The following is a 20636-nucleotide window of genomic DNA, read 5'->3' as shown; positions in this document are numbered from 1 at the left end:
TTTGTCGCGCATCCTAAGACTGCTAAAGGTCGCCCCTCGCGGTATGGAGCGCTTGCTGGGGCATCTAGTACTCCAGTGACACTTCGCGATCATGGTTTCGATCTGCGCCGGTAGTGGCAGCGCCGGGCTGTCGCCTGGTGACGGCGGCGCCAGTCCGACCAGCGCAGAACGTGCGCGATGGGACGGCTCCGGGTCAGCGCGAGTTCGCTCAGCAGCCGGCGGATCTCGGGCAGTGTCAACGGAATGCGGTCGGTGTCGGTGTTGGCCGGCTGGGCGGCGGCGATGGCGGACAGGAAGGCCAGGGCGAGCATCGCCAGCGTGATGTGCCGATGCCAGGCCGTCCAGCCGCGTACCTGGTAGCGGTCCAGCCCGACCTGGCCTTTGGCCGGCTTGGAAGGACTCCTCCACCGCCCACCGGACACCCGCGATCTTCACCAGGGCCATCAGCGGCATCGGTGTGGGCGCGCCACAGCGGTAGAAGGCGAGCTCGCCGGTGGTCAGGTTGCGGCGGATCAGCAGCCACCGGTATCCCTGCGGTTCGGCTTCGTCGATGCGCGCCCATGCCCAGGCATACCAGCGCGGGCCCTTGGCGCCTTGTCCGGCGCGGTAGCGGTGCCAGTGCCGATCGGCCACGCCGGCGGCGATGTCGGCGGCGCTGCGCTCGGCCCCGTCCAGGTTCACCCGCCGGTTGCCCGCGATCGCCAGCACGTAGCCGACGTGGCGCCGCTCCAGCAGGGCCCGCAGGCGCGGGTCTTGGCCGTAGACCTCATCACCGCTGACCCAGCGTGCGGCCAGTCCGGCATCCAGCGCGGCGGCGATCATTTCGGCGGCCAGGGCGGGCTTGGTGGCGAAGGTGGTCTGCTCGGGCACTCCGGCCTCGGCGCATCGGCCGGGGTCGGCCAGCCAGGAGTGCTGGGGCAGGTAGAGCCGCCGGTCCAGCAGCGTGCGCCCGCGAGGGGTGGCGTAGGCGAGGAACACGCCGACCTGGCTGTTCTCGATCCTGCCCGCCGTACCGGTGTATTGCCGCTGCACCCCCGCCGAACGGGCGCCCTTCTTGAGGAAGCCGGTCTCATCCACGATCAGTACTCCGCCCTCGCCGAGCTGCTCGATGACGTAGTCGCGCAGGTCATCGCGGACGGCGTCGGCGTCCCAGCGCGCGGTGCGCAGCAGGCGTTGCATCGTCTGCGGGCCGGTCAGCCCGGCGTGCTCGGCCAGGTTCCAGCAGTTCTTGCGGTCAAGGTCGGACAACAGCCCGCGCACGTAAGCGGTGGCGGCGCGGCGCGGCTCGATGCGGCCGAACCGGCCCGCGATCCGGCTCATCAGGTCGTTGAAGGTGACCATCCAGCCGTCAAGGTCTACAGTGTCGGCCACGGCCATCACGCGATCGTCAGATGTCTTCACAAACTTCGAATGATCACGTGGTGGCCGTCTTCATGCCACCTCCAGGCCCAAGATCGCGAAGTGTCACTGGAGTACTAGGCCATGTTCAACGCCATAGCCATAGTCGTCCCCTTCCCTTGATCGAGGTTCTGCCGCGTCGCTTCCGGTGCTCGGGCCTGGCGGCCCTGCGCTCCGGGTCGACTTGCCACCGGATGACGTGGTTCCGCTCCTGATCGGCGCCGGGGAGATGTGGGGGACGATCTTGCGTAGCCATCACGTTGCGTTGGCTATTTTCCCAGTTCAAGTCAGCTGAGTGGACGGGATCATCTCCGCTCTCCTAAAGCGGGTGCCGCAGGTTCGAATCCTGCCGGGGGCACGCATCTCGACCAGGCGTTTTGGCCACTGACCTGCGGTTTTACGGCCGCAGGTCTTCTGCTTTGCTGACCTTGATAGGCAGCCGAGAGCGCCCAAACGCAGCCGTAGGACCATGATCCGGGGACATAGTCGGGATGATCTTGGCGACGTATCCCGAGGTCAGACCCCGATTCTAGGCGACCAAGGCCTCTCGTAACCCGCTACGACGGCTCGGCACGCGACGCACATAGCCGTTGATCATGTCCGATACATGCCTAAAACTGAGCGTCATCCCTCCCTGCGAAGACCGTCCTCACCAGTCGCCGGTAAGACTGACGTCGCCCGGCATGTCGATGCCGCTCGCCCCCTCCCCCAGCGCCAGACCTTCCTGGCGATTCACGTGTGGGCGCGCCGGTACGCTTCCCAAACCTGCGGACGAAGCCGCCCCTTAGGGCGGCACCTCCAGACCGTTCTCGCGAGCCCAGGCACGGACCTCGGCCGCGCTGGGCTCCGGCATCGTCGCGGGCTCATCCATCGCCGGCACGGCCGGCGCCGCCTCGGCTGAGTGGTCCGCGGCGACTTAGGCGGCGGCCAGTGGCCTTGCCTCCCGCCCGCGACGCTAAACGCAACGGCGTTGACCAGGTCGTCAGCCCACGATCTTCACCCAGAACGGGCTGTCACTGGTCTTTGTGGAAGTGTTATTCGGGTCATATAAAACAGCCGGTAATGACGCAGAACGGCTTCAGCACCCTTCCGCGCAGGTCGTAGTGACTATCGTAAGCCGTCCGGACAGAGCGAGTTGCGGGGTGCGCGAACTGTTCTCGGTGGTGCCGTCCACCGTCTTTGCCGGTGTGATGGCCGGGGCGGTGACGGTGAGCTCGGAGGAGGGTCCGCTGGTGGTGATGGTCAGCGTGGGCTGGGTGCCGTCTTCGTCAAGGTATTCCGAGGAGACGAGCATCCGGCACTTGTTGACGTTCGCCTCACCGGGCGACTTGAGCACCAGGCCGTTGTCGGTGGCCCGGCGGCCCCGTTGCTGGGCGATGCCCGTGACGTTCCGCTCCATCGTGTCCGGCCGACGGGACTGTACGGCCTTCAGCCCCTGACCCACTAGTGACGGAAAGTGATAGCTCGCCGACGACCAGACTCGACAGTACTATCTTGCTGCGATTAGCAAGTGATATGGACCGCCAGTTCAGCAAGAGACTTTCCTCAGCTCGTGCATTAAAATGACACTCCACAACCAGTCGGGAAAGCTTCGATACTATTCCCGCGTACCGCCGTCAAAAGTTCACACTACAGACATGGAAGTGATATGACTCACCTCGTGCAGCGCGTGGAGGACACGATAAAGGTCGACGCCTATCAATTTTCGCTCCTCGATGACGACGGCGCCGCCAACAGGCCTACCGACGCGCTGACAATAGAAGAGCTAGGATTGCAGCTCCAGAACACGAACGTTTGGTTCGTTGCGACAGCCAACATAGCTCTAGTAAAGAGCAGGGCCGCAGACTGGCACGTCGCCGATGTCATACTGGAACTGTGGGATGGGCAGCCACCAGCTGATCAGGAAAATTGGACTAGGGACATCACCGCCCGGATGTACTGCAGCTCAGGGTCCGTACGACTGGTCCAGACCCTCGGCCGCCCGTCACGGAGATCCCTGAACCTTGGAGCCCCCGCTCAGACATGGGCGATTCGATGCAGTCTAGGGCTCGGAAAAGGTGAGCGATACGTCGAAGACGGCCCTCCATCGGGATTGGAATCCTATCGCCTACAGTTCTGGCTTGACCGTTTTTAGAGGTGTCGCAGAGATGTGAAGCGAGAGCCTGCCTGCCAGGCCTATTGGCTTTCGGCAGGCAGACTCCACCCTATCTGGCGAATCAGTTGATATTAACCAGCTTATCCTGTGAGTCATAGAGGCGAATGAAGAAGTCATCCTCGTCCAGGACACGATCTACCATGTAGAATCGGCCGAGGCCCCCGGTATCCCAATTGGCTCCCCAGGCCATGTTCTCCTGGGCGGGGATCAGGTCTACCGTAACGTTCGCCTGGTTCGGATATGTACAGCACTGGTCGTCCGGCGGTGTCTTCTGCCACACCGCCCACGAGCCTTCGTACGTGCTGGCGAAGGGAAACTCGTCGCACTGTTGGACTGCGGAGTTCCACGGCACAGGATCTCTGCCCTGCCACCACGGGTGCCATCGGTAGCCGCAGATCCGCTGCGATCGCCACCTGTTTCTGTCTATACGGTTTTCATCCCAGTAGAGTCGGTGGATCCCGTTACTCTTACTGAAGCCTGGGAATTTTTTCGCCGTTCCCAGGGGAACTCGAGTCTTCGGCGGCCACAACCTCTCATCCGTCGTAGTTGTTTCTGGAACAGTGGCGTTTGGAGCCGTGAAAGCCTTGGAGACGTGGGCATAAGCATTCGGGAACTGGTTTTGCCGAAGCTTTATAGACGGCACGAGGTGAGCGAATATGCAGCCCGATCTATACCAGGTAATATATTCAGCAGAGTCACACCGGATCACCTGTTGGGCCGTTTTATTGTTATATTGGACGCCGACGACACGCGGGGCGGTCAATGTAAGCTGCGTTGCGCAAGTGGCAATGAGTTCTCTGTTGTTCGGTCCCGGTACCCACCCGGATGCGGGGGACTCGACTTTGAAGGTCACCATTCGGCCCGCCCAGTATTCCGCAGGTCCAGAGAATGTTACGGGATACTGACTGTTCACGACCTGCTTACATGCGGCCGAACTGGGATCGCCTGTCACGTTTAGTCCGACCGTGAAGTTCGTATTCTTGAACGCAGCTCCCTCCACGGCGTCGTTCAGACGCGGCATATACACATCGAACTCGATCTCTCGACTGCCCTGGAACGTACGCCCGATGGTCACTAACTCGGCTGCAGCGAGGTCCGTAGTCTCCCACTTCTTCTTGGTGTAGTTGTAGACCTCAACAGCGAGCATCGGGATCTGCTTGGTACACCAAGAGAAGTGATTCTTGGTGTAACCTCGAGGATTAATGGCGGGCTTGGTGGCGCTGGCAGCCACATAAGCACTGCGGGAGGCCTTCGTGTTGACGCACTCATTGTAATTGACGCGATCGTACACGAAGTTATTGCTTGCCACCGAAGTCCGGACAGTCGCCTTCATCGACGGCGCATCACTTTTCGCAGCCACCTCACCAGAGAGCACCACGATCTCGTCCGCATCCAAGGCCTTGGCATAAACCCAGACATCGTCGAGAACACCGCTCATATTGGTGCCGAGCGAGAGAGCGCTTTCAGCGTTCCACGTTGGGAAGCCTATCGACGCTGTTTTGATCGCAGTTCCGTTCAGATACAGCGTGGCCGTCTTACTGATTGCGTCGTATACGCCAGCCAAGTGGAACCACTCGTCGACAGGAGGCTCCACATCGGAGAACAGCGTTTCGGTTGTTGCGTCCTCGGCATCAGCGCTTGTGAAAGCGAAGACCAGGCCCCTCTCTGGTGTGTTGCCCAAGAGGAAAGGGGCCTTATGGGTTCCCTTCTGTTCGACTACCTTGTAGGCGCCGTCCTTGTCCGCCCATCGCAGCCAAGCTGCAACGGTGAAACTGCTGTCAGTACGAATGACCGGTCCCGCGGTTCGAGCCAGTGGCTCATCACCGGACTGTGCGACCTGCACAGTGAACAGCTGCCAGTCGGACCAGGGAGAACTCGTGCTCCCGGCGACTGCGCGGACGCGCCAACGTACCTTCCACCCGTCGGCTAGCTTCCCTGCCGGGACCGTCGCACTGGCTTGAGACCCGGGAAGGACCCCGTCCACCGCTGCCGTCCAGATTTGGCCGCTTCCCTGCTCTGCCGCGGCAGGATCATGCTCTACCTGGTATTCCGCGCGGAGGGTGCCGCCAGCGGGGTCGGTAACTTGAGCGAGCAGTGCAGGTGTGAGAGTCGACGTCACGATCGTGCCGTCAACCAGCTGAGACGGGTTGACTTGCAGGGTACCGACTTGTGGTCCGGGTTCCTGCGGTGGCAGGTTCACGGTGGCAGCTTGCCATGCGGACCATGCCGATACGGTTCCGGCGCCGGTGTTGGCCGCGCGGCCACGCCACCGAATCTTCCACCCTGTGGCGAGTTTCCCCGCGGGTACGGACGCCACGGCCTGTCCACCCGAAGTCACAGCCGCAGAGGTACCGGCCCAGATCTGACCGCTGCCCTGCTCTGTGGCGGCAGGGTCGTGCTCGACTTCGAACTGACCGGTCAGGTCACCGCTGACCGCGTCAGAAACAGTGGCTGCCAATTGCGGCGTGAGGGAGGTTGTAACAGTGGTGCCAGATACTACTTCCGAGGGCGTGATCAGCATTCCGGCGATCGCTGGCGCCGACGCGGGTCCGCTGGTGGTGATGGTCAGCTTGGGCGGCACGTTGTACTCGGTGTCTTCCGAGGATGTGAAGACCCGGTAGTTGTTGATGTTCGCCTCGCCGGGCGACTTGAGCACCAAGCCGTAGTTGGTTGCGCCGGCGGCCCAGTCCTGGGCGATGCCGGTGACGTTCCAATCCATGCTGTCCGGGTAGGTAGCGCAGTCCTGGTTGACGCCCTTGAAGTTGGTGGAGGCGTCCTCGGTGGTGTGGGTTGGTTTGCCGTCCCAGTACATGTTGTCCGGGTCCCAGTCGTTGGTCAGCCGGGCGACTTGGATGCCGTTGGCGAGCGAGGGGCCGCAGTTGTGGCTGTGGATGGTGTTCATTGACAGCCTGGCGTCAGTTACCGTGCTGCCCTGCAGGCTCGTGGTGTCGAACTGCAGGTGCACACGCGACTTGAGCCCGCCGGTCATGGTGCCGGCCATGACGTTTCCGCTGCTCGGGTAGGCAGGCCAATCAATGGTGTCATCGGTGGTGACTTGCACGTCGGCGCCGAGTGGCAACGTGACCGCCGCAGTCATGCGCACCGGGTAGGTGGTGTCGGTATCCGCCAGGAACGCCTGGTCTGGCGTGACCACCAGCTCCGTACGACCGTCCTTGACGACCAGTTCCGTGTCAGCCGTCCCGCGCTTGACCGACGCAGGGCGGTTCTTGCCGCTGCCGTCCGTCACGATCGGTCGTGTTCCTGCGGCGACCAGCTTGTTGTCCTTGCCCTTCAGCAGCAGACGGCCGCCTTTGCCCTCCGACAGGGTCAGGCCCTCGTCCTCGACGCCAATCCGCAGCTCCACCGGTCCAGCGGGCCGCTGGCGCAGTACTACCTCATGCTGGAACCCCGTCGGCAACGCCCTTACCACCAGGTCGGCCCCCGTACCGGCAGCGTCAGTGTAGGTGGCCACGCTGCCCTTGACGGTCGGCTTGGGCAGCGGCGCTGGCCAACGCAGCGCGTACGACTTCCCATCGGCGGACATCGTCACGAACGGTTGTGTGCCACCGGCGGAAATCTCCACTGTGGTACCAGCAGCGAGGATCTTGGGCTTCAGCATGCCGGCCTGTTCGGCCAGAGTCGTGTTGATCGGCACCCACACGTCGCCCTGCCTCGTCCGCGCGGGCCCGGCGGCGATCTCTGTCTTGAACGTCTTTCCATCCGGTTGAGCTGTGGTAATGCTCGTCTCGGAAGTTTCGTCGGCCACTTCCACGGGCTGGCCTGACCTCAGCGCCTCCGCGGATGCGATGGCCCGTGCTCGTGCAAGCGGCATGCCGGTAGCACTTGGACTCTCGACGTTGGACAAGGCCGTACCGTTCTTGCCTTCAGTCCACGCGGCAGTGCTCCCCAGCGTTGCGTTGTTTCCTTGTCCCGAGGAGTCAGCGGCAACGTTGCCTGTGCCTTCGTCAAGATTCCAATGCCCCTGCACGGTCTCTTCAGTGGGAGTTTCCACGGGCGTACGATCAGGACTCAGATCATTTGCTATCTGCTCGTCCGTAAGACCCTCAGGCGGGGGCGGCATCGTGGCCGGGTCGGACTCGGTAATGTCTCCCATACTGCGGGCGTCAGCGAGGGCCTGCTGGCGGGTAACCTCAGCGGGCGGGGTCCGCTCATCGGTGATCTCGTCGCCCCTGTACTCTTCCAGCAGTTCTGGGGTGACATCGCCCGCAGGAAATTCAGGCATGCCATCGTAGATGGTCTTCCGCGTCAAAGGCGGCTGGGGTAGCTCAAAGTCCACGGTGAGGATGGGCGGGTGGAGGGTGCCCTGGCATTGTTCGCGCGGGGCGGTGGTGCAGCCGCCGGCTTCGTCGGTGCGGTAGCGGCGCCAGTTGGTGATGTCCGATTCGCTGCCGGCTGCGAGTTGGATGCCATAGTTGGGGGCGCCGTTGACCCATGCCTGGACGATCTCGTCGACCGAGTGGATCAGGTCCCAGGCGTAGGCCATCGAGCCGGTGCAGTCGTAGTCACTGTAGGCGCCGTACTCGGTGTCGGCCCCTGTGTTGGTGACGGACGGCTGGCTGTTCCAGTGCAGCGTCGCCTCCTCCCAATCGGAGGTGATCCGCCGCGCCGTGATGCCAGAGCCCACGCTCTCCCCGCAGGCGTTGGAATAGTAGTTCCACAAGATCAGATCGGCGTTCTCCACCGTTGCGCCCGCGAACTCGGCCGGCACGTCGGGGAACTGGAGATAGCTGCGCCAGCGCACCGCGCCGTCGTTGGACTTGCCGACCAGGATCCGATCGAGGGTGAAGTTGTCCCAGCTGTCGGGGTAGTCGGCGTCGTTGACGAAGGTGTCCTGGCCGCCGAGGTGCCATTCGCTGGTGTCGGTCTCCCACCAGTCGTCCGCAGCGGCGGCCATCGTCACCGGGTAGGTGACCGCCGGATCGGCCAGGAACGCGGCGTCCGGCGTGAACACCAGGCTCGTGCCGTCCTCACTCAGCGTGACAGCGGCCTTGCCGACCTTGCCCGCGTCGATCGGGGCGCCGGCGTCGGCGGCCGTGACGTCCTGCAGCAGGGTCGGCCGCACTTCGGTGAGCGTCTTACCGTCCTTGCCCACGATGATGGGCCGACCTGCGGCGTTCGCCTTGAACGACAACCCCTCCGGCAGGTCGACCGGCACCTGGAAGGAGACCGGGCCGGTGGGCCGTTCGGCGATGACGATCCGCTGCCGGAAGCCGGTGGCGTTCGCGGTCACCACCATGTCGCGGCCCTTGCCGTAGGCGTCGGGGTAGGTGGCGGTGTTGCCCTTCAAGCGCGGCTCGGGCAACACCGACGGCGTGCCGAGTTGCGCCGTGGCATCGGCCGCCCGGCTCTTGAGGAGGGTCTTGTCCTGGCCGGCGGACAGGACAAGATCGCCGTGTGCCGCCTTGGGCTTGATGGCGCCGTCCGCCTCGATGAGGGTGGTGTCGATCGGTGTGAAGCCTTTGCCGTCGGCGTTCTTGACGCGGATCGGCTGCGTGTGCATTTCCATCCGGACCGTCTTGCCGTCCGGGTTGGCGTAGAAGGTGGCGCTTTCGGAGCGCATCGACTCGATCTCGATGCGCCGGTTGTCCTTCTTGGCCTGCGCCAGCGCCTTGCTGGTGGGCGTGGTGGGGGTGCTGGGCGGTGATGTCGCGGAGGCTGGGGTGGGGGGTGGCGTGGGGTTCTGAGCGATCGCGGGTGCGCTCATCAGCGAGAGCGGCAGTGTCAGGACCGCGATCAGGGCAGCGCGGCGGCGCGTCCGGCCGGATAAGCCAGACGCTGTTCGTGATGTGTTCACTCGATCCTTTCGAACAGATGTGGCAAAACCAAGTGATCATCACATGTCCGCCGACTATAGTAAAGATCCTTTTCTGTAACGGGAAAGCGTGGCTCCGTTAACACCGGCCATGTCGAGACAGGCAGGGGCGCCTACGGGCACCCAGCCCCACAACCCAGGTCCGCAAGATTTGCGCCAGAGGACTCCCGACACGACTTCCGCATGGCCAGCCGCCACACCGAACCAACACCGGGCCGGCGCGAGGGACACCGACTCTGACCACCATCAAGCACCCGCACCTGAAGAGCGGGAGAGGTTGTCACTTCAGGGGCTCTGCCAAGATTCCCGTGGTGACGCTCAGTTTCTGGCGATGGTGAGAAGGATCCGTTTTCGGAGCAGGGCGAGACCGGCTCGCCTGTACATTTGCCGTTTCAGCAGTTTGATCTTTGTGATGACGCCTTCGGTGGGGCCGTTGCTGTAGGGCAGGGTGAGTCCGGCGACGATGGCGTCGTGGTCGGTGAGCAGCCCTTCGGCGAAGGAGCGCAGGGGTTGGAGATTGCTGGCGCGGGCTTCGTTGATCCAGTCGTTCAGCCGGTGTCCCTGGCGCTCGGTGAGCAGGGTGGCGAAGGCGCGTACGTGCTCGGTGGCCTGTTTCAGCTCCAGGCAGCAGTTCAGCACTTCCTGTAACCGGGCGGTGTGGCCGGGGCTGAGGAGAGCCGGGTCGGTCATGATCCAAATGGCGACGCGGCGGGGTGCAGGCGGCGGCTGGGAGTCTTCCGCGCGTCCTTGGCCCAGGTAGCGGTACAGCAGAGTGGAGCCGCCCTGATACCCCATCGACTTGATCTCCTGCAGCAGGGTTTGCACGGTCACGCCGGGTTCGGCGGCTCGGCGTTTGCGCAGGTATTCGCGGAACGGGTCGACCAGCGTGACGCTACGTTTCGTGCCGCCGATCAACTGCTCGACCTGCGGGGCGCGGGCGTACTTCTTGACGGTGTTCAGGGCGAGGTTGAGCCGGCGGGCGATCTCGTTGTTCGCCACGCCCTGGCCCAGCAGGGCGTGGATGGCCGCATACCGGCTGCGGGTGCGCCTTACAGTGGGCCTTCGTCGCGGCCCTGGCCTGTGGCGATGTCGCGGAAGCAGCCACGGTGGGCCAGGGCGAGTTTCTCGATGGCCTCGCTGAGGTTCTTGAGCAGGTGCCAGCGATCGGCGCACTGCACCGCCTGCGGCGCGCCGTCGCGGGCGCCGGCCGCGTACGCGGTCGAGCGGTCCCGGCAGATGAGCTGGACTCCGGGATGTTGTTGCAGCCAGTGGGCGAAGGTGACGCCGAGCCGATCGGGCAGCACGTCCAGGCAGCGATGGGTGACGGCGTCGATGATGATCGTGGCATAGCGCTGGCCTCGTTTGATCGCGAAGTCGTCGACCCCGATCGCCGCCGGGACGGCCGGCGGCGGCTCCGGCAACGCCATCAGGGTATTCAGCACGCTGGTACGGCTGAGCAGGAGCCCGATCGTGGCCAGCAAGGCGGCTCCGCCTCGCCCGGCCAGCGCCAGCGCGCACGCGATCACCAGCGCCGTCGCGCCCGGCGTGCGACGCCCGTAGCGTCCGGCCAGGCCCGGCACCTGCTCGTTAAAAGTCTGTCGCGCGCAGTCCAGGTTGATGCACACCAGGCGGCGTAACCTCAGCTCGATCACCACGGGCAGCCCGTCCACCGGGCGATCGGCCAGGCGCCGCCGGTGATAGCCGTGCACCTTGCCCGTGACCGTCCCGCACGAGGGGCAGCACACCAGGTCGCCTCGCGTGCGAGCAGTCACCCGGACCTGGCCGTCCTGGCGGTCTATCTGCTCGATCTCCACCGCGGCCAGGTGCGGGAAGAGCACGTTCACCATGTCACGGTTGCACACCGTTCACGGTCTCATCCAGAACAGCGGAGTGTTGATGGAATCGCACATTCCGTCACCACAGGAATCTTGGCAGAGCCCCTGAAGTGACAAGCTCGCCGAAGGCCGCCGAGCGAGACGAGCAGCGGCAGTTCCTGCGGGAAGATGCTCCTGATGTCGAGCGGTGCGACGACGAAGTCGGGCTCGGAGTCAGCCGAGAGGTACCACGTCCCGCGTGTTACTTGCGCGGGCGCATCGTAGATCTCAGCGACATCGACGCTGACGTTGCCACGGTCAGGATCCATGAACGACTCCCGGGTGCGCCGCACGCCGTCGGCTTCGGCAAGCAGGCGCACGCTCGGGTTGAACACATCGAAGACGAACCGTCCTCCAGGCGCCAGATGTCTTCGAACCGACCGGAAGCAGCTCACCAGATCCTGCTGATCCAAGCGTGTGCGCCGACGGCGTGTCTGCCGGTGGCTGCGTAGCAGGATACGGGCCTGGTAGTGGCGGTGGTTGCGGTAGCCGCGTCCGGTGCGCTTGATGTGCCCGACCGCGGTGTTCGCGGCCTCGGTACGGGCGTTGGTGACCCGGGTTTCGACGAAGGTCTCGATCTCGTCCCACCAGTCGTTGATGGTCTCCCACTGTCGCCAGGCCTCGGGCAGGTCAGCGGCCACGACGGTGATGCCGAACAGACCCCGCCGGCTGTCGGCGGTGTCGAGGTCGGCATCCCGAGACTCTCGAGTGGCACCTCGACGAGGTGTTCGTGCGCACGTAGGCCGAACACCCGAGGAACAGCCATCCCGGAATGATGTGCCCTGGGGATTGGTGGAGTCTCTGGCATGCGCTGAGTTCGATGGAGGGATCCTGCCTTCTGGCATGTCTGCCGGCACGCCTCAAGAAGCCCTCGATCGTGCCTGCGATCTCTAGCTCAGTCGCTGACCCCGAAGGACTTACGGGCAGGACCGCTCAGCGAGGTGCTGCGAGGACGTCCCGGAGTACATCCTCCAGCGTGACGCGGGCCAACTCGCGCCGGAGGGTCTCCTCGATGCCGTCGTAGATGCGCTGCATCGCCGGCTGGATGCCGTAACCCACCGCGCATCCCGGGTCCGGGGCGGCGCGGTGCAGCGCGAACAGCGGGCCGGGTTCCACCGCCTCGTACACGTCGAGCAGCGTCATCGACTCCAGGTCGCGCGCCAGCGACCAGCCCGCACCCACCCCGCGCCGGGACTCCACGAGCCCCGCCCTGCGCAGGTCGCCGAGCAGCCGCCGGATCACCACGGGATTGGTGCTCGCGCTGGTCGCGATCTGCTCGGAGGTGGCGACCTCATGGCCCTGGCGCTGGTAAAGGCCGACCCAGGCCAGCGCGTGGGCGGCGATGGTCAACCTGCTGTTGGCGCTCATGAACTCGTTCCCCTCGATCGCAACCTCGATCTTACGGCTCCTGTCGTAACAACTAATGTTGCAACAAGCTGTCGTAACCATTATGGTTGCGACAGTCGGAAGATGGTCAACCGTGAGGTGAGAAGAATGAACAAGCCGCTGACGGGCAAGGTCGCCTTGGTCACCGGAGGGTCCCGCGGGCTGGGAGCCGCGACCGTACGACTGCTTGCCGAGCAGGGCGCCGACGTCGCGTTCACCTATGTCAACTCCGAGAAGCTGGCGCAGGCCGTCGTCGACGAGGTACGCGACAGGGGAGCGAAGGTCGCCGCGTTCAAGTCCGACCAGGCGGACACGAGCCAGGCGCCGGCGCTGATCGACGACGTGGTGGCGCACTTCGGTGGCCTGGACATCCTCGTCAACAACGCGGCGATCGGGGTGAACGGCACGGTGGACGACCCGGATGCCGACACCGCCGCGCTGGATCGGATGCACGCCACCAACTACCTCGGGGTGATCGCCGTCATCCGGGCCGCTTCCCGAGTGTTGCGCGAGGGCGGCCGCGTCATCACGGTGAGTTCCGGGTTCGGCACTCGAGTCGGCGTCCCGGGCGTGGCCGACTACGCGGCGACCAAGGCGGGGGTCGAGCGGTACACCATGGGCGTCGCCCGCGACCTCGGCCCCCGGGCCATCACCGCCAACGTCGTGGAAGCCGGGCTGATGACGGGCGGCATGGAGCCGCCCGACCCCGAAACCCTCAAGGCCCTGCTCAGCTCGCTGTCCCTGCAGCGCATGGGACACCCCGACGAGATCGCCGCGGCGATCGCCTTCCTGGCGAGCCCCGCTGCGTCGTACGTCACGGGCGCCGTGCTGGACGCCCACGGCGGCTACAACGCCTGAGCCGCAGCGCCGTCGGCGCGCCCCATGCTGGAACGTAGGGGGTGGTGGTGTATCCCCGGTTCACAGTAGGCGAAGAGAGTGGTGTGGCTGGACCCGGACGCCGTACGCCCCGTCGCCGTCGCCGGGCCCGTCCAGCAGGTGATGAGCTGGGACGAACTGCCAGCACGCCACCCGCCGACCCGCGTGATCGCTGGAGCGCCCCCGGGAGGCCGCGGTCGCGGTGGCACTGGCACACCTGCTGGTAGCCTCCGGCCGACGTGGCGCCCGCGCCCCCGGAGCCGGCAGGTGACCGAGCCCTTATTCGATGGGGATCTGGAAGGCGAGCAGGCCCATGCCTAGGCTGTCGATGACGCGCGGGCCGGCGCGACGGTGGGCGACGTACGCCACAGTGGCGCGGGCGGGTGCCGGCCGGTCCAGTGTCAGCACCAGGCCGCGACCACGTTCCCAGACCACGGATTCCACGACGGCGTCCGGTACCCGGAAGTCCGCTGCGGCGCCGTCCTCGACGGTCAGCGGGTGGGCGGGTGAGCGGAGTCGCACCACCAGTCGGTGCGGGTTCGTGTCGATCCGGTGGGCCGATCGAGGGTTCGGCGGTGCGACCTTGGGGGTGCCTGGGCGGTACAGGTCGTCGAGCAGCATGGCCGCGTTGTGCTCACCCAGGGTGCGGTAGCCGTCGATGTAGGCGAAGTGGCAGCCATCGTGGCCGTTGAGGCCGGTCGTCGACAGCACCCGCAGGTTGCCGACGGTGTCCGGCAGCTGCCGCTGGGCGTCCCGCAGCGCCACCGGGGTCGCCTGGTCGCATGGGGAGTTCCGGACCTGGTGGACGTGGACCGGCAGCTCGGCGCCGTAGTCCTGGCGCCAGTCCGCGACCAGCTCGGTGAACCCGGAGACGTGTGCCTCGGCGTCGTCTCGGTCGGCCTCACCCTGGTACCACAGCATGACGTCGATGGCGTCCGGCCCGGTCAGGCCGGCCCGGGTGAGGCGTTGCAGCAACATCCCGTAATTGGTCGCGCCATCGGTGGGAGCGCTGTCGTTGCGGGCGAAGTAGCTGATCGGCCGGCCACCACGGGCACCGTTGATGATGGCGATCGGGATGCCGAGCCGGGCCGACATCAGCTGTCCCGTCCGGACCGCCCACTGGCCGATCGCCGCGACCCGCTGGATGTTGTCGCCCGTGGCATAGGTCCAGCCACCGATGGCGGCGGCCAGTCGCGGGTTGTTGTTGTTGGAGGTGCCGTAGGTGCGAACCCACCGGGACCGGTCCGCCTCCGACGAGGTCGAGTTCGGCTGTCGGCCGGCCTGCGCGTTCGACTGGCCCTGCACGACGATGACGTCACCCGCGACGACGTCGACCGCGCGGGCGATGCGGCGGCTGTCGCCGTCGACCGTGAGCGCGACGAGTTCCAGGTCGGTCGACGCCAACGCCACAGGCAGCGAGACGGTGAAGGAGAACCGCGGTGCCGCCGGCGACACGGTGGCCCGTCGGGTCGTCCGGCGGCCACCGCGGGTGGTCCGCAGTTCGACCTCGGTGACGTCCGGGTCGAGTGCCACCCCGCGGACCGGCACCGGCACGCTGGTGGCGATCCGGCCCGGGCGGGGCACCACCTGCCGCGAGATCGGGGCGGTTTCCACCCGGGCAAGCGAGGGCCGGGCGTAGAAGGTGAGCCGCCGGGCGGTGTAGTCGCCGGCATTCCTGGCGGACGTCCAGTCGGGGTTCTCACCCGGGGCGGCGCCGATGCCGACGTCCATCGCCTGAGAGCCGGCGGTGAAGGCGTTGACGGCCAGCACCGGAGTCGCGGTGGCGGCGTCCGCGGCCCGTGGGCCACGGGCGTCGCCGGCGTCGGCGAACGCGTGTACCTGGAACGAGCCGTACCCGTTCGCCCACAGGACCGCGTCGTCGGCGTCGCGGGCGGTCTCGGACGCTCCCGGTACTTGTCCCGAACCCGTTGCGTCGTACTGGTTGGGCCACATCTCGACCCAGCCGGAGCCTCCGTCGACCTCCCGCACGCCGGGCACGTTGGAGGCGACCGTCAGGTCGTCGACGAACTGGTGCCGCGACTGCTCCATGCGAGTCGGCAGGCCCAGGTCGTCGGGGTTCGCGCTCAGCGCCTCCATCGAGGTCCACACCCAGGCCGTGCCCGCCTCGGCGGTGAGCTCCAGGCAGTAGCCGACCCGGTCGAAGCCGCCGACCAGGCCGGCGGTGTCGTCGAACGTGTACGGCGGGGTCGTGTCCCGCCAGTTGGCGACGGTTGGCAGGTCGAGCACTCGCACCAGCCGGTAGCCCGCGGCCTCGGCGTCGCAGGAGGTCGGCGGGGCGCCGGTGGTGGCCGGTCCGGCGGCGGCGACGCCGGGGATGGAGACGGTCGCCGCGGCGAATACCAGGGCAGCGCATCCGATGGCTGACATGCGGGTGTTGAGCCGATGGCGCGGCATGGGCACTCCTCCATGGGCTGGGGTCAAGGGGAGTGAGCCGGTCAGCCGAACGACAGCCAGGTATCGCGCAGCGGCCGCTGCCCGACTCCGGGCTTCGTCCAGTCGCACACGCCCGAGGGGAAGACCTCCAGCAGCCGGCGGCGCTCGGCCGGGCTGAAGGTGACCGAGTAGTCGCTCCAGTCGACGGCCTTGCGGTGGCAGGTCACCACGTCGTCGGTGAGCGGGGCGCCGGCTGTCAGCCGTGGGGTGGAGTAGGCGGGGAACAGCTGTCCGCACTCTCCAGTGTTGTCCGCGGTGAGCCGTTGCACGATCTTGCGAGGCTCGGCGTCGCGGCTCCAGCAGGCGTCGGTGAGATCGCCCGGCTTGTGGCGCACCACCTTCTGGTGTGCGGCCAGCCGGGAGCCGTCGCCCGCGATCGCGGTCAGCCACGCGTCCATGCTCGTCAGGGCGTACCGCAGGGTGGGGCTGGTCAGGCTGAACCCGCCATAACGGCCGTCCTCCACGAGGATGACGTGGTTGTCGGCGTCGCCGTTCGCCGCCTCCAACCGGGCCCTGGTGGCGTAACCGTGCGTCATCATGTGGATGTCGCCGTTCGCGGCATCCTCGGAGTAGGTCCGGTAGTCGATGATGGGGGTGCCGGCGAGGCCCGCGCCGCCGGAGAGGATACGTCCGGTGCGGTAGGCGGCGTTGCGCGCGATCGGGTCCGCCGCGGTGCGCCGGGGCGTCGGCCTGGCGTCGAGGTCCAGGCCCCCGATGCCCTGGTTGAGGTCGAGGAACTGCTGTGTGCTGATCGCACCCGAGTTCAGCGCGGCCAGTCCGTACTGCACCCCCACGTTGTCCAGCGGCCGCCGGGCGAACCCGGTGGCCGGGTCACGTCCGTAGACGTTCACAGTGTGGTCGTAGACGTCCGCGCGCGCTCCACCGGGGTTGGTCCGCGGGTGATAACGCAGTTCCGCGGGCAACTCGGCGGGGAACTCGGCGACCGGGTCCAGCCGTTTCGCCCCGTTGCTGAGATTGCGGATGCTCTCCCACCGAAGGAAGCCGGCGACCTGGCGCTGCTCCTCCCGGCTGAACGTGCCCGGGGCGACCTCGGTGAAGTAGTGCTCGAGCAACCGGGCGTCGAACAGCGTGATGTTCGTCGCGGACGCGACGTCGGGAAACGACCGCCCGACCACGATGCCGTCCAGCAGGCCCGGGTAGTTGTCCGCGATCTGGTGGCTCTGGTAGGAGCCTCCCGACGAGCCCCACCCGATGGTGAACAGCGGGTCGCCGTAGTGCTCGACGAACCGTTCCTTGACCATCATCATGGTCTCGGCCGCGAGCAGATCGTTGCAGTTGTTGCCGAAGACGTTCAGCGACGCCGAGGCGACCGCGTAGCCGCGAGAGAGCATCTGCTGGTCCAGTACGCCGCCGGTGTCCGTGCCCTGGGTGTACCAGCCACGCCGGCAGCCTCCGCCGAAGGTGTAGATGAGCCGGTCGTTCCAGCCGGGGCTGTGCCGGTAGAACGTGGGCTCCTCCGTTGCCGGGTCGTGCAACATGGAGATCTGGTAGATCGACCGGTTGAGCGTGCCGGTCTCGATCCTGATGAGGAACGGGACCGTCTCGCCGGAGACGGTCGTCGTGTACGCGAGGTCACCGGGTCTGACCGCCGGATCCGGCAGCCGCCTGATCCGGCCGGCGGTCGATCGGTACGCGTAGTCGACCTGGGTGGCCACCGAGCAGTCGGCGTCGAGCGGATCGCCGAGCGTGCCGCCGTCGACCATCCGGAACAGGTCAGTGGTGCAGGCGTACGGTGTTTCCTGCGGACCGCTGATCACCGGCCCGGAGGCCGGATGGTTGGTCATGACGAGGTGGTCGCGCAGCGGCCCGGCGGTCGCGACGAGGCGGTTGTGTCCGGGGCGTAGCCGGTCGGCCAGGCCGGTGAGGGCGTGCGCGGACGTGTCGGCCAGGAAGGAGCCGGTGATGTCCGCGCCGTTGAGCGTGATCCTTACGGCCTCCAGCGGCTGGTCGCGCGGCACCTCCGCGGTGACGAGCACGTCGTCCGCCGTCACCAGTTCGGGCCGAGCCGACAACGCCACCAGCCGCAGACGGCCGTCGCCGGCCGCCGATGCCGGTGCGGGCTGGGGCGCGACAAGCGTGGACGCGGTGACAGCGACCACGGCCGAGACCGCGGCGAGGACGGATCGTGGAGAACGGTGTCCGGTCACGGAACGGTGTCCGGTGGCAGAGCGCATCGTGAGCCTCTCCTCATCCGCCTGCGGAGTGGACGGCGAACTCCGCCAGTTGCGTGTTGTGGCCCGGCTGGGTGGGGTACCGGCCTTCGGCGATGCGTAGCCGCACGTAACGGGCCTGCGGCGGCGTGACCGAGGTGGTGGCCGGGGCGTTCGGGGCGTCGTCGGTGACCGATCGCACGGTGGTCCACCGCTCGCCGACCAGAGACGTCTGCACGTCGTACGACTGTGGAGCCCAGCTACTCGACGCCCGGACGCGCGGACAGGGGCTACCCGTCACGTTGACCGCCAGGTTGGCGCAGTGCCGGAGCGTGACCCGCGTCTGCCCGCTCGCCCCGTTCGCCGCGACCGCGTCGAGCGGCCGGTGCGACGACGAGAGGGACACCGGCGAGCGCCGCCGCGAGGGGCGGAACGGCGACCAGACGCTCACCGGTCATCACCGGTCTCCGATCGCTCGCCGGGAGGCACGATGGCGTTCATCGGCAGGTGAGCGGTGAGGCCGGGAATGCGGTTGGTGTTGCTGGTACGCAGCCGGGCCAGTTCGGCGGGGCTCAGTGCGCGGTCGTAGATCCGGAACTCGTCCATGCTGCCGTGGAACCGGTCCGCCCCGTCCAGCCGCTGCCCGAGGTAGACGGGCGTTGGATCATCGCCGCTGACCGCCCCGGCGGCACCGGACGCGGCGCCGGCCCGGACACCGTCCACGAACAACTCGACGGTGTCCGCTCGGCGGCGCAGCACGACGTGGTGCCAGGCGCCATCGGCGTATGCGCCGGCGGAGGCGACGGCGGCCACCCCCGTAGCGGCGGTCACCACGCCACGGACACGGTCGCCGCCCGGTTCGGCCCGCAGCGACACCCCCCGCTCGCCGTCCTGGCCGTACGCCGAGACGATGGCCTGGTCCCTGGTGCCGTCGTCGTACCTGATCCAGGTCGACACGGTGAAATCGCCCGGACCCAGCACCGGCGTGGTCCGGTACGGCAACTGCACCCGGCCCCGCTGCCCGTCGAACGCCAGCGCCCGGCCGTACATGCCGCGGGTGGTCGTGACACCGTCGAAGACCAGCGCCGAGCGGCCTCGCGCGTCCGGAGTGGCCGACGGGGTGTGCAGGTCACGATCGTCGAGCGTCACGAAGGCGATCTCCGAACGGTAGTCGGTGGCACCGCGCTCGTAGAGCAACGCGACGTCACCATGAGGCAGCTCCACCATGTCGGAGTAGCCGCCGTAACAGGCGCACTCCTGCACCGTGACGCTCCGATCGTTGGTGCCGTACACCTGCACACCTTCATCGGTGGAGTCCAGCGGCGTGTCCACGCCCTGCCAGGTCCGGCCCTCGTCGAACGACGCCCGGACCATCGGCCGGATCCGCGGCTCCTGGTTCACCGAGGGCGCGGAGGCGAGGATCCGGTTGTACGCATCGCCCTCGTCGGTCGCGTCCGTCCGCAACGACGCCGACTGGATCGGAGGCGCCTCGAACCCGGGCAGGTTGGTGTAGCCGCTGTGGTAGGTCTCGCCGCCGTCCTTGCTGATGGCGATCGACCGGTGCGGCACCCTGTGAGGATCGGCAAGTTCCTCCGGGGTTCCCGTGTTGGTGTTCTGCCGGCCCCACACGAGGATGTCGCCGTTGGCGAGTTCCACCAGGCTCAGCTCCCCGACGTTCTGCCGGGCGACGGGCGGGTACTCGACCTGGGCGCCCTTGCGCCAGGTGGTGCCGCCGTCGTCACTGTAGGCGATCATGAGGCCGAACTTCGAGCCGGCCCGGTAGTTGACGCCTACCGCCAGCCGGCCGGCGTGCGCGCCGCGGGTGAGCTGGATGCCGTGCACCGGGGCGGTCTGCATGTGGCCCCAGGAAGGGTCGTCCAGCTCCTCGTACAGGCTGCGCGCCGGGCTCCAGGTCACCCCGTTGTCATCGCTGTGCAGCACGTACGGGGTACGCGGCGCGGTCCTGTGGTTGCTGCCGGGAGTGGCCGGATCCACGGGATTGTGCGTACTCATCAGCACGATCCGGCCGTCCGGCGCGTCGGTCGCCGGAGCGCCGGGTAACTTCCGGTACACCACCGGCCCCGGGTTGCCCCAGGTCGCCGGTGCCTCCAGGGTGGAGCCCTGCACGGTCTCCTCCGGTAACCACTGCGAGGCCCTGGGCGGCAGCCGCCGTACCACCAGGTCCATGTGGGATTTGTCGGCACAGGTGTGAATCCGGCGCTCGGCGAAGGCCAGCAACGAGCCGTCCACCGCCCGCACGATGGCCGGGATCCGGTAGCACCCGGACGGCACGTACGGGGTGGAGAACAGCACGGTGGTCCTCGCCTCCAGCGGCCCCGCCGACGGCGCGGTGGCCTCGGCCGCTGCGGTCCGGGCCGGTAACAGCGCCGTCGCCGTGGTCATCCCGACGGCGAGCAGCGCCGCCAGGTGTCTGGGCAGGCGAGAAACGGGCCTGCGATGGATCGTCACGATCGTCGCTCTCCTCGTGA

General features: G+C 66.9%; 10 protein-coding genes and 2 pseudogenes. 1 reads left to right on the top strand and 11 read right to left on the bottom strand.

The genetic code is table 11. The annotated features are described in order from the left end of the window. Positions 1-89 precede the first annotated feature (89 nt). The 7 genes and pseudogenes from ACTWPV_RS14760 to ACTWPV_RS14730 form a co-directional block, all read right to left on the bottom strand. Positions 90-1320, bottom strand: a pseudogene (locus tag ACTWPV_RS14760) (IS701 family transposase). A 1156-nt stretch (positions 1321-2476) separates the two neighbouring features. Next, positions 2477-2797 carry a hypothetical protein gene (locus ACTWPV_RS14755; RefSeq protein WP_443152180.1) on the bottom strand — a complete coding sequence of 107 codons (321 nt, stop codon included), beginning with the start codon at positions 2795-2797 and terminating at the stop codon, positions 2477-2479. A gap of 817 nt (positions 2798-3614) precedes the next feature. Further along, a complete protein-coding gene (locus ACTWPV_RS14750; protein WP_443152179.1) occupies positions 3615-9368 on the bottom strand; it encodes a DNRLRE domain-containing protein in 5754 nt (1917 codons plus the stop codon). Between the two features lie 336 nt (positions 9369-9704). Then, positions 9705-10385: a transposase gene (locus ACTWPV_RS14745; protein WP_443152178.1), complete on the bottom strand. Its 681-nt coding sequence runs from the start codon at positions 10383-10385 to the stop codon at positions 9705-9707. Between the two features lie 50 nt (positions 10386-10435). Next, a complete protein-coding gene (locus ACTWPV_RS14740; RefSeq protein ID WP_443152177.1) occupies positions 10436-11233 on the bottom strand; it encodes an ISL3 family transposase in 798 nt (265 codons plus the stop codon). 449 nt (positions 11234-11682) lie between these two features. Beyond that, positions 11683-11916, bottom strand: a pseudogene (locus ACTWPV_RS14735) (transposase); the annotation flags it as partial. Between the two features lie 277 nt (positions 11917-12193). Next, positions 12194-12628, bottom strand: a complete 435-nt coding sequence (locus ACTWPV_RS14730) for an Rrf2 family transcriptional regulator (protein WP_443152176.1) — start codon at positions 12626-12628, stop codon at positions 12194-12196. Positions 12629-12754: 126 nt separating this feature from the next. On the opposite strand from ACTWPV_RS14730, the gene ACTWPV_RS14725 reads away from it, so the two are divergent. Further along, a complete protein-coding gene (locus ACTWPV_RS14725) occupies positions 12755-13504 on the top strand; it encodes an SDR family NAD(P)-dependent oxidoreductase (protein WP_347645814.1) in 750 nt (249 codons plus the stop codon). A 297-nt stretch (positions 13505-13801) separates the two neighbouring features. Here the strand turns inward: ACTWPV_RS14725 and ACTWPV_RS14720 are convergent, their stop codons facing one another. Genes ACTWPV_RS14720 through ACTWPV_RS14705 form a run of 4 tightly spaced genes read right to left on the bottom strand, consistent with a single transcriptional unit; the run spans position 13802 to position 20616 of the window. Further along, positions 13802-15937 carry a sialate O-acetylesterase gene (locus ACTWPV_RS14720; RefSeq protein ID WP_443152175.1) on the bottom strand — a complete coding sequence of 712 codons (2136 nt, stop codon included), beginning with the start codon at positions 15935-15937 and terminating at the stop codon, positions 13802-13804. 41 nt (positions 15938-15978) lie between these two features. Then, positions 15979-18171 carry a DUF6351 family protein gene (locus ACTWPV_RS14715; protein ID WP_443152174.1) on the bottom strand — a complete coding sequence of 731 codons (2193 nt, stop codon included), beginning with the start codon at positions 18169-18171 and terminating at the stop codon, positions 15979-15981. A 13-nt stretch (positions 18172-18184) separates the two neighbouring features. Next, positions 18185-18598: a discoidin domain-containing protein gene (locus ACTWPV_RS14710; RefSeq protein WP_443152173.1), complete on the bottom strand. Its 414-nt coding sequence runs from the start codon at positions 18596-18598 to the stop codon at positions 18185-18187. Continuing rightward, a complete protein-coding gene (locus ACTWPV_RS14705) occupies positions 18595-20616 on the bottom strand; it encodes a LamG-like jellyroll fold domain-containing protein (RefSeq protein WP_443152172.1) in 2022 nt (673 codons plus the stop codon). Before ACTWPV_RS14705 ends, ACTWPV_RS14710 begins: the two co-directional genes overlap by 4 nt. Positions 20617-20636 lie beyond the last annotated feature (20 nt).

Origin of the sequence: Nonomuraea sp. KM88, assembly GCF_052245635.1 — a bacterium.
Classification (GTDB): domain Bacteria; phylum Actinomycetota; class Actinomycetes; order Streptosporangiales; family Streptosporangiaceae; genus Nonomuraea.
The sequence above is the reverse complement of the archived record's forward strand: the minus strand, read 5'-3'. Positions and strand labels throughout refer to the sequence as shown.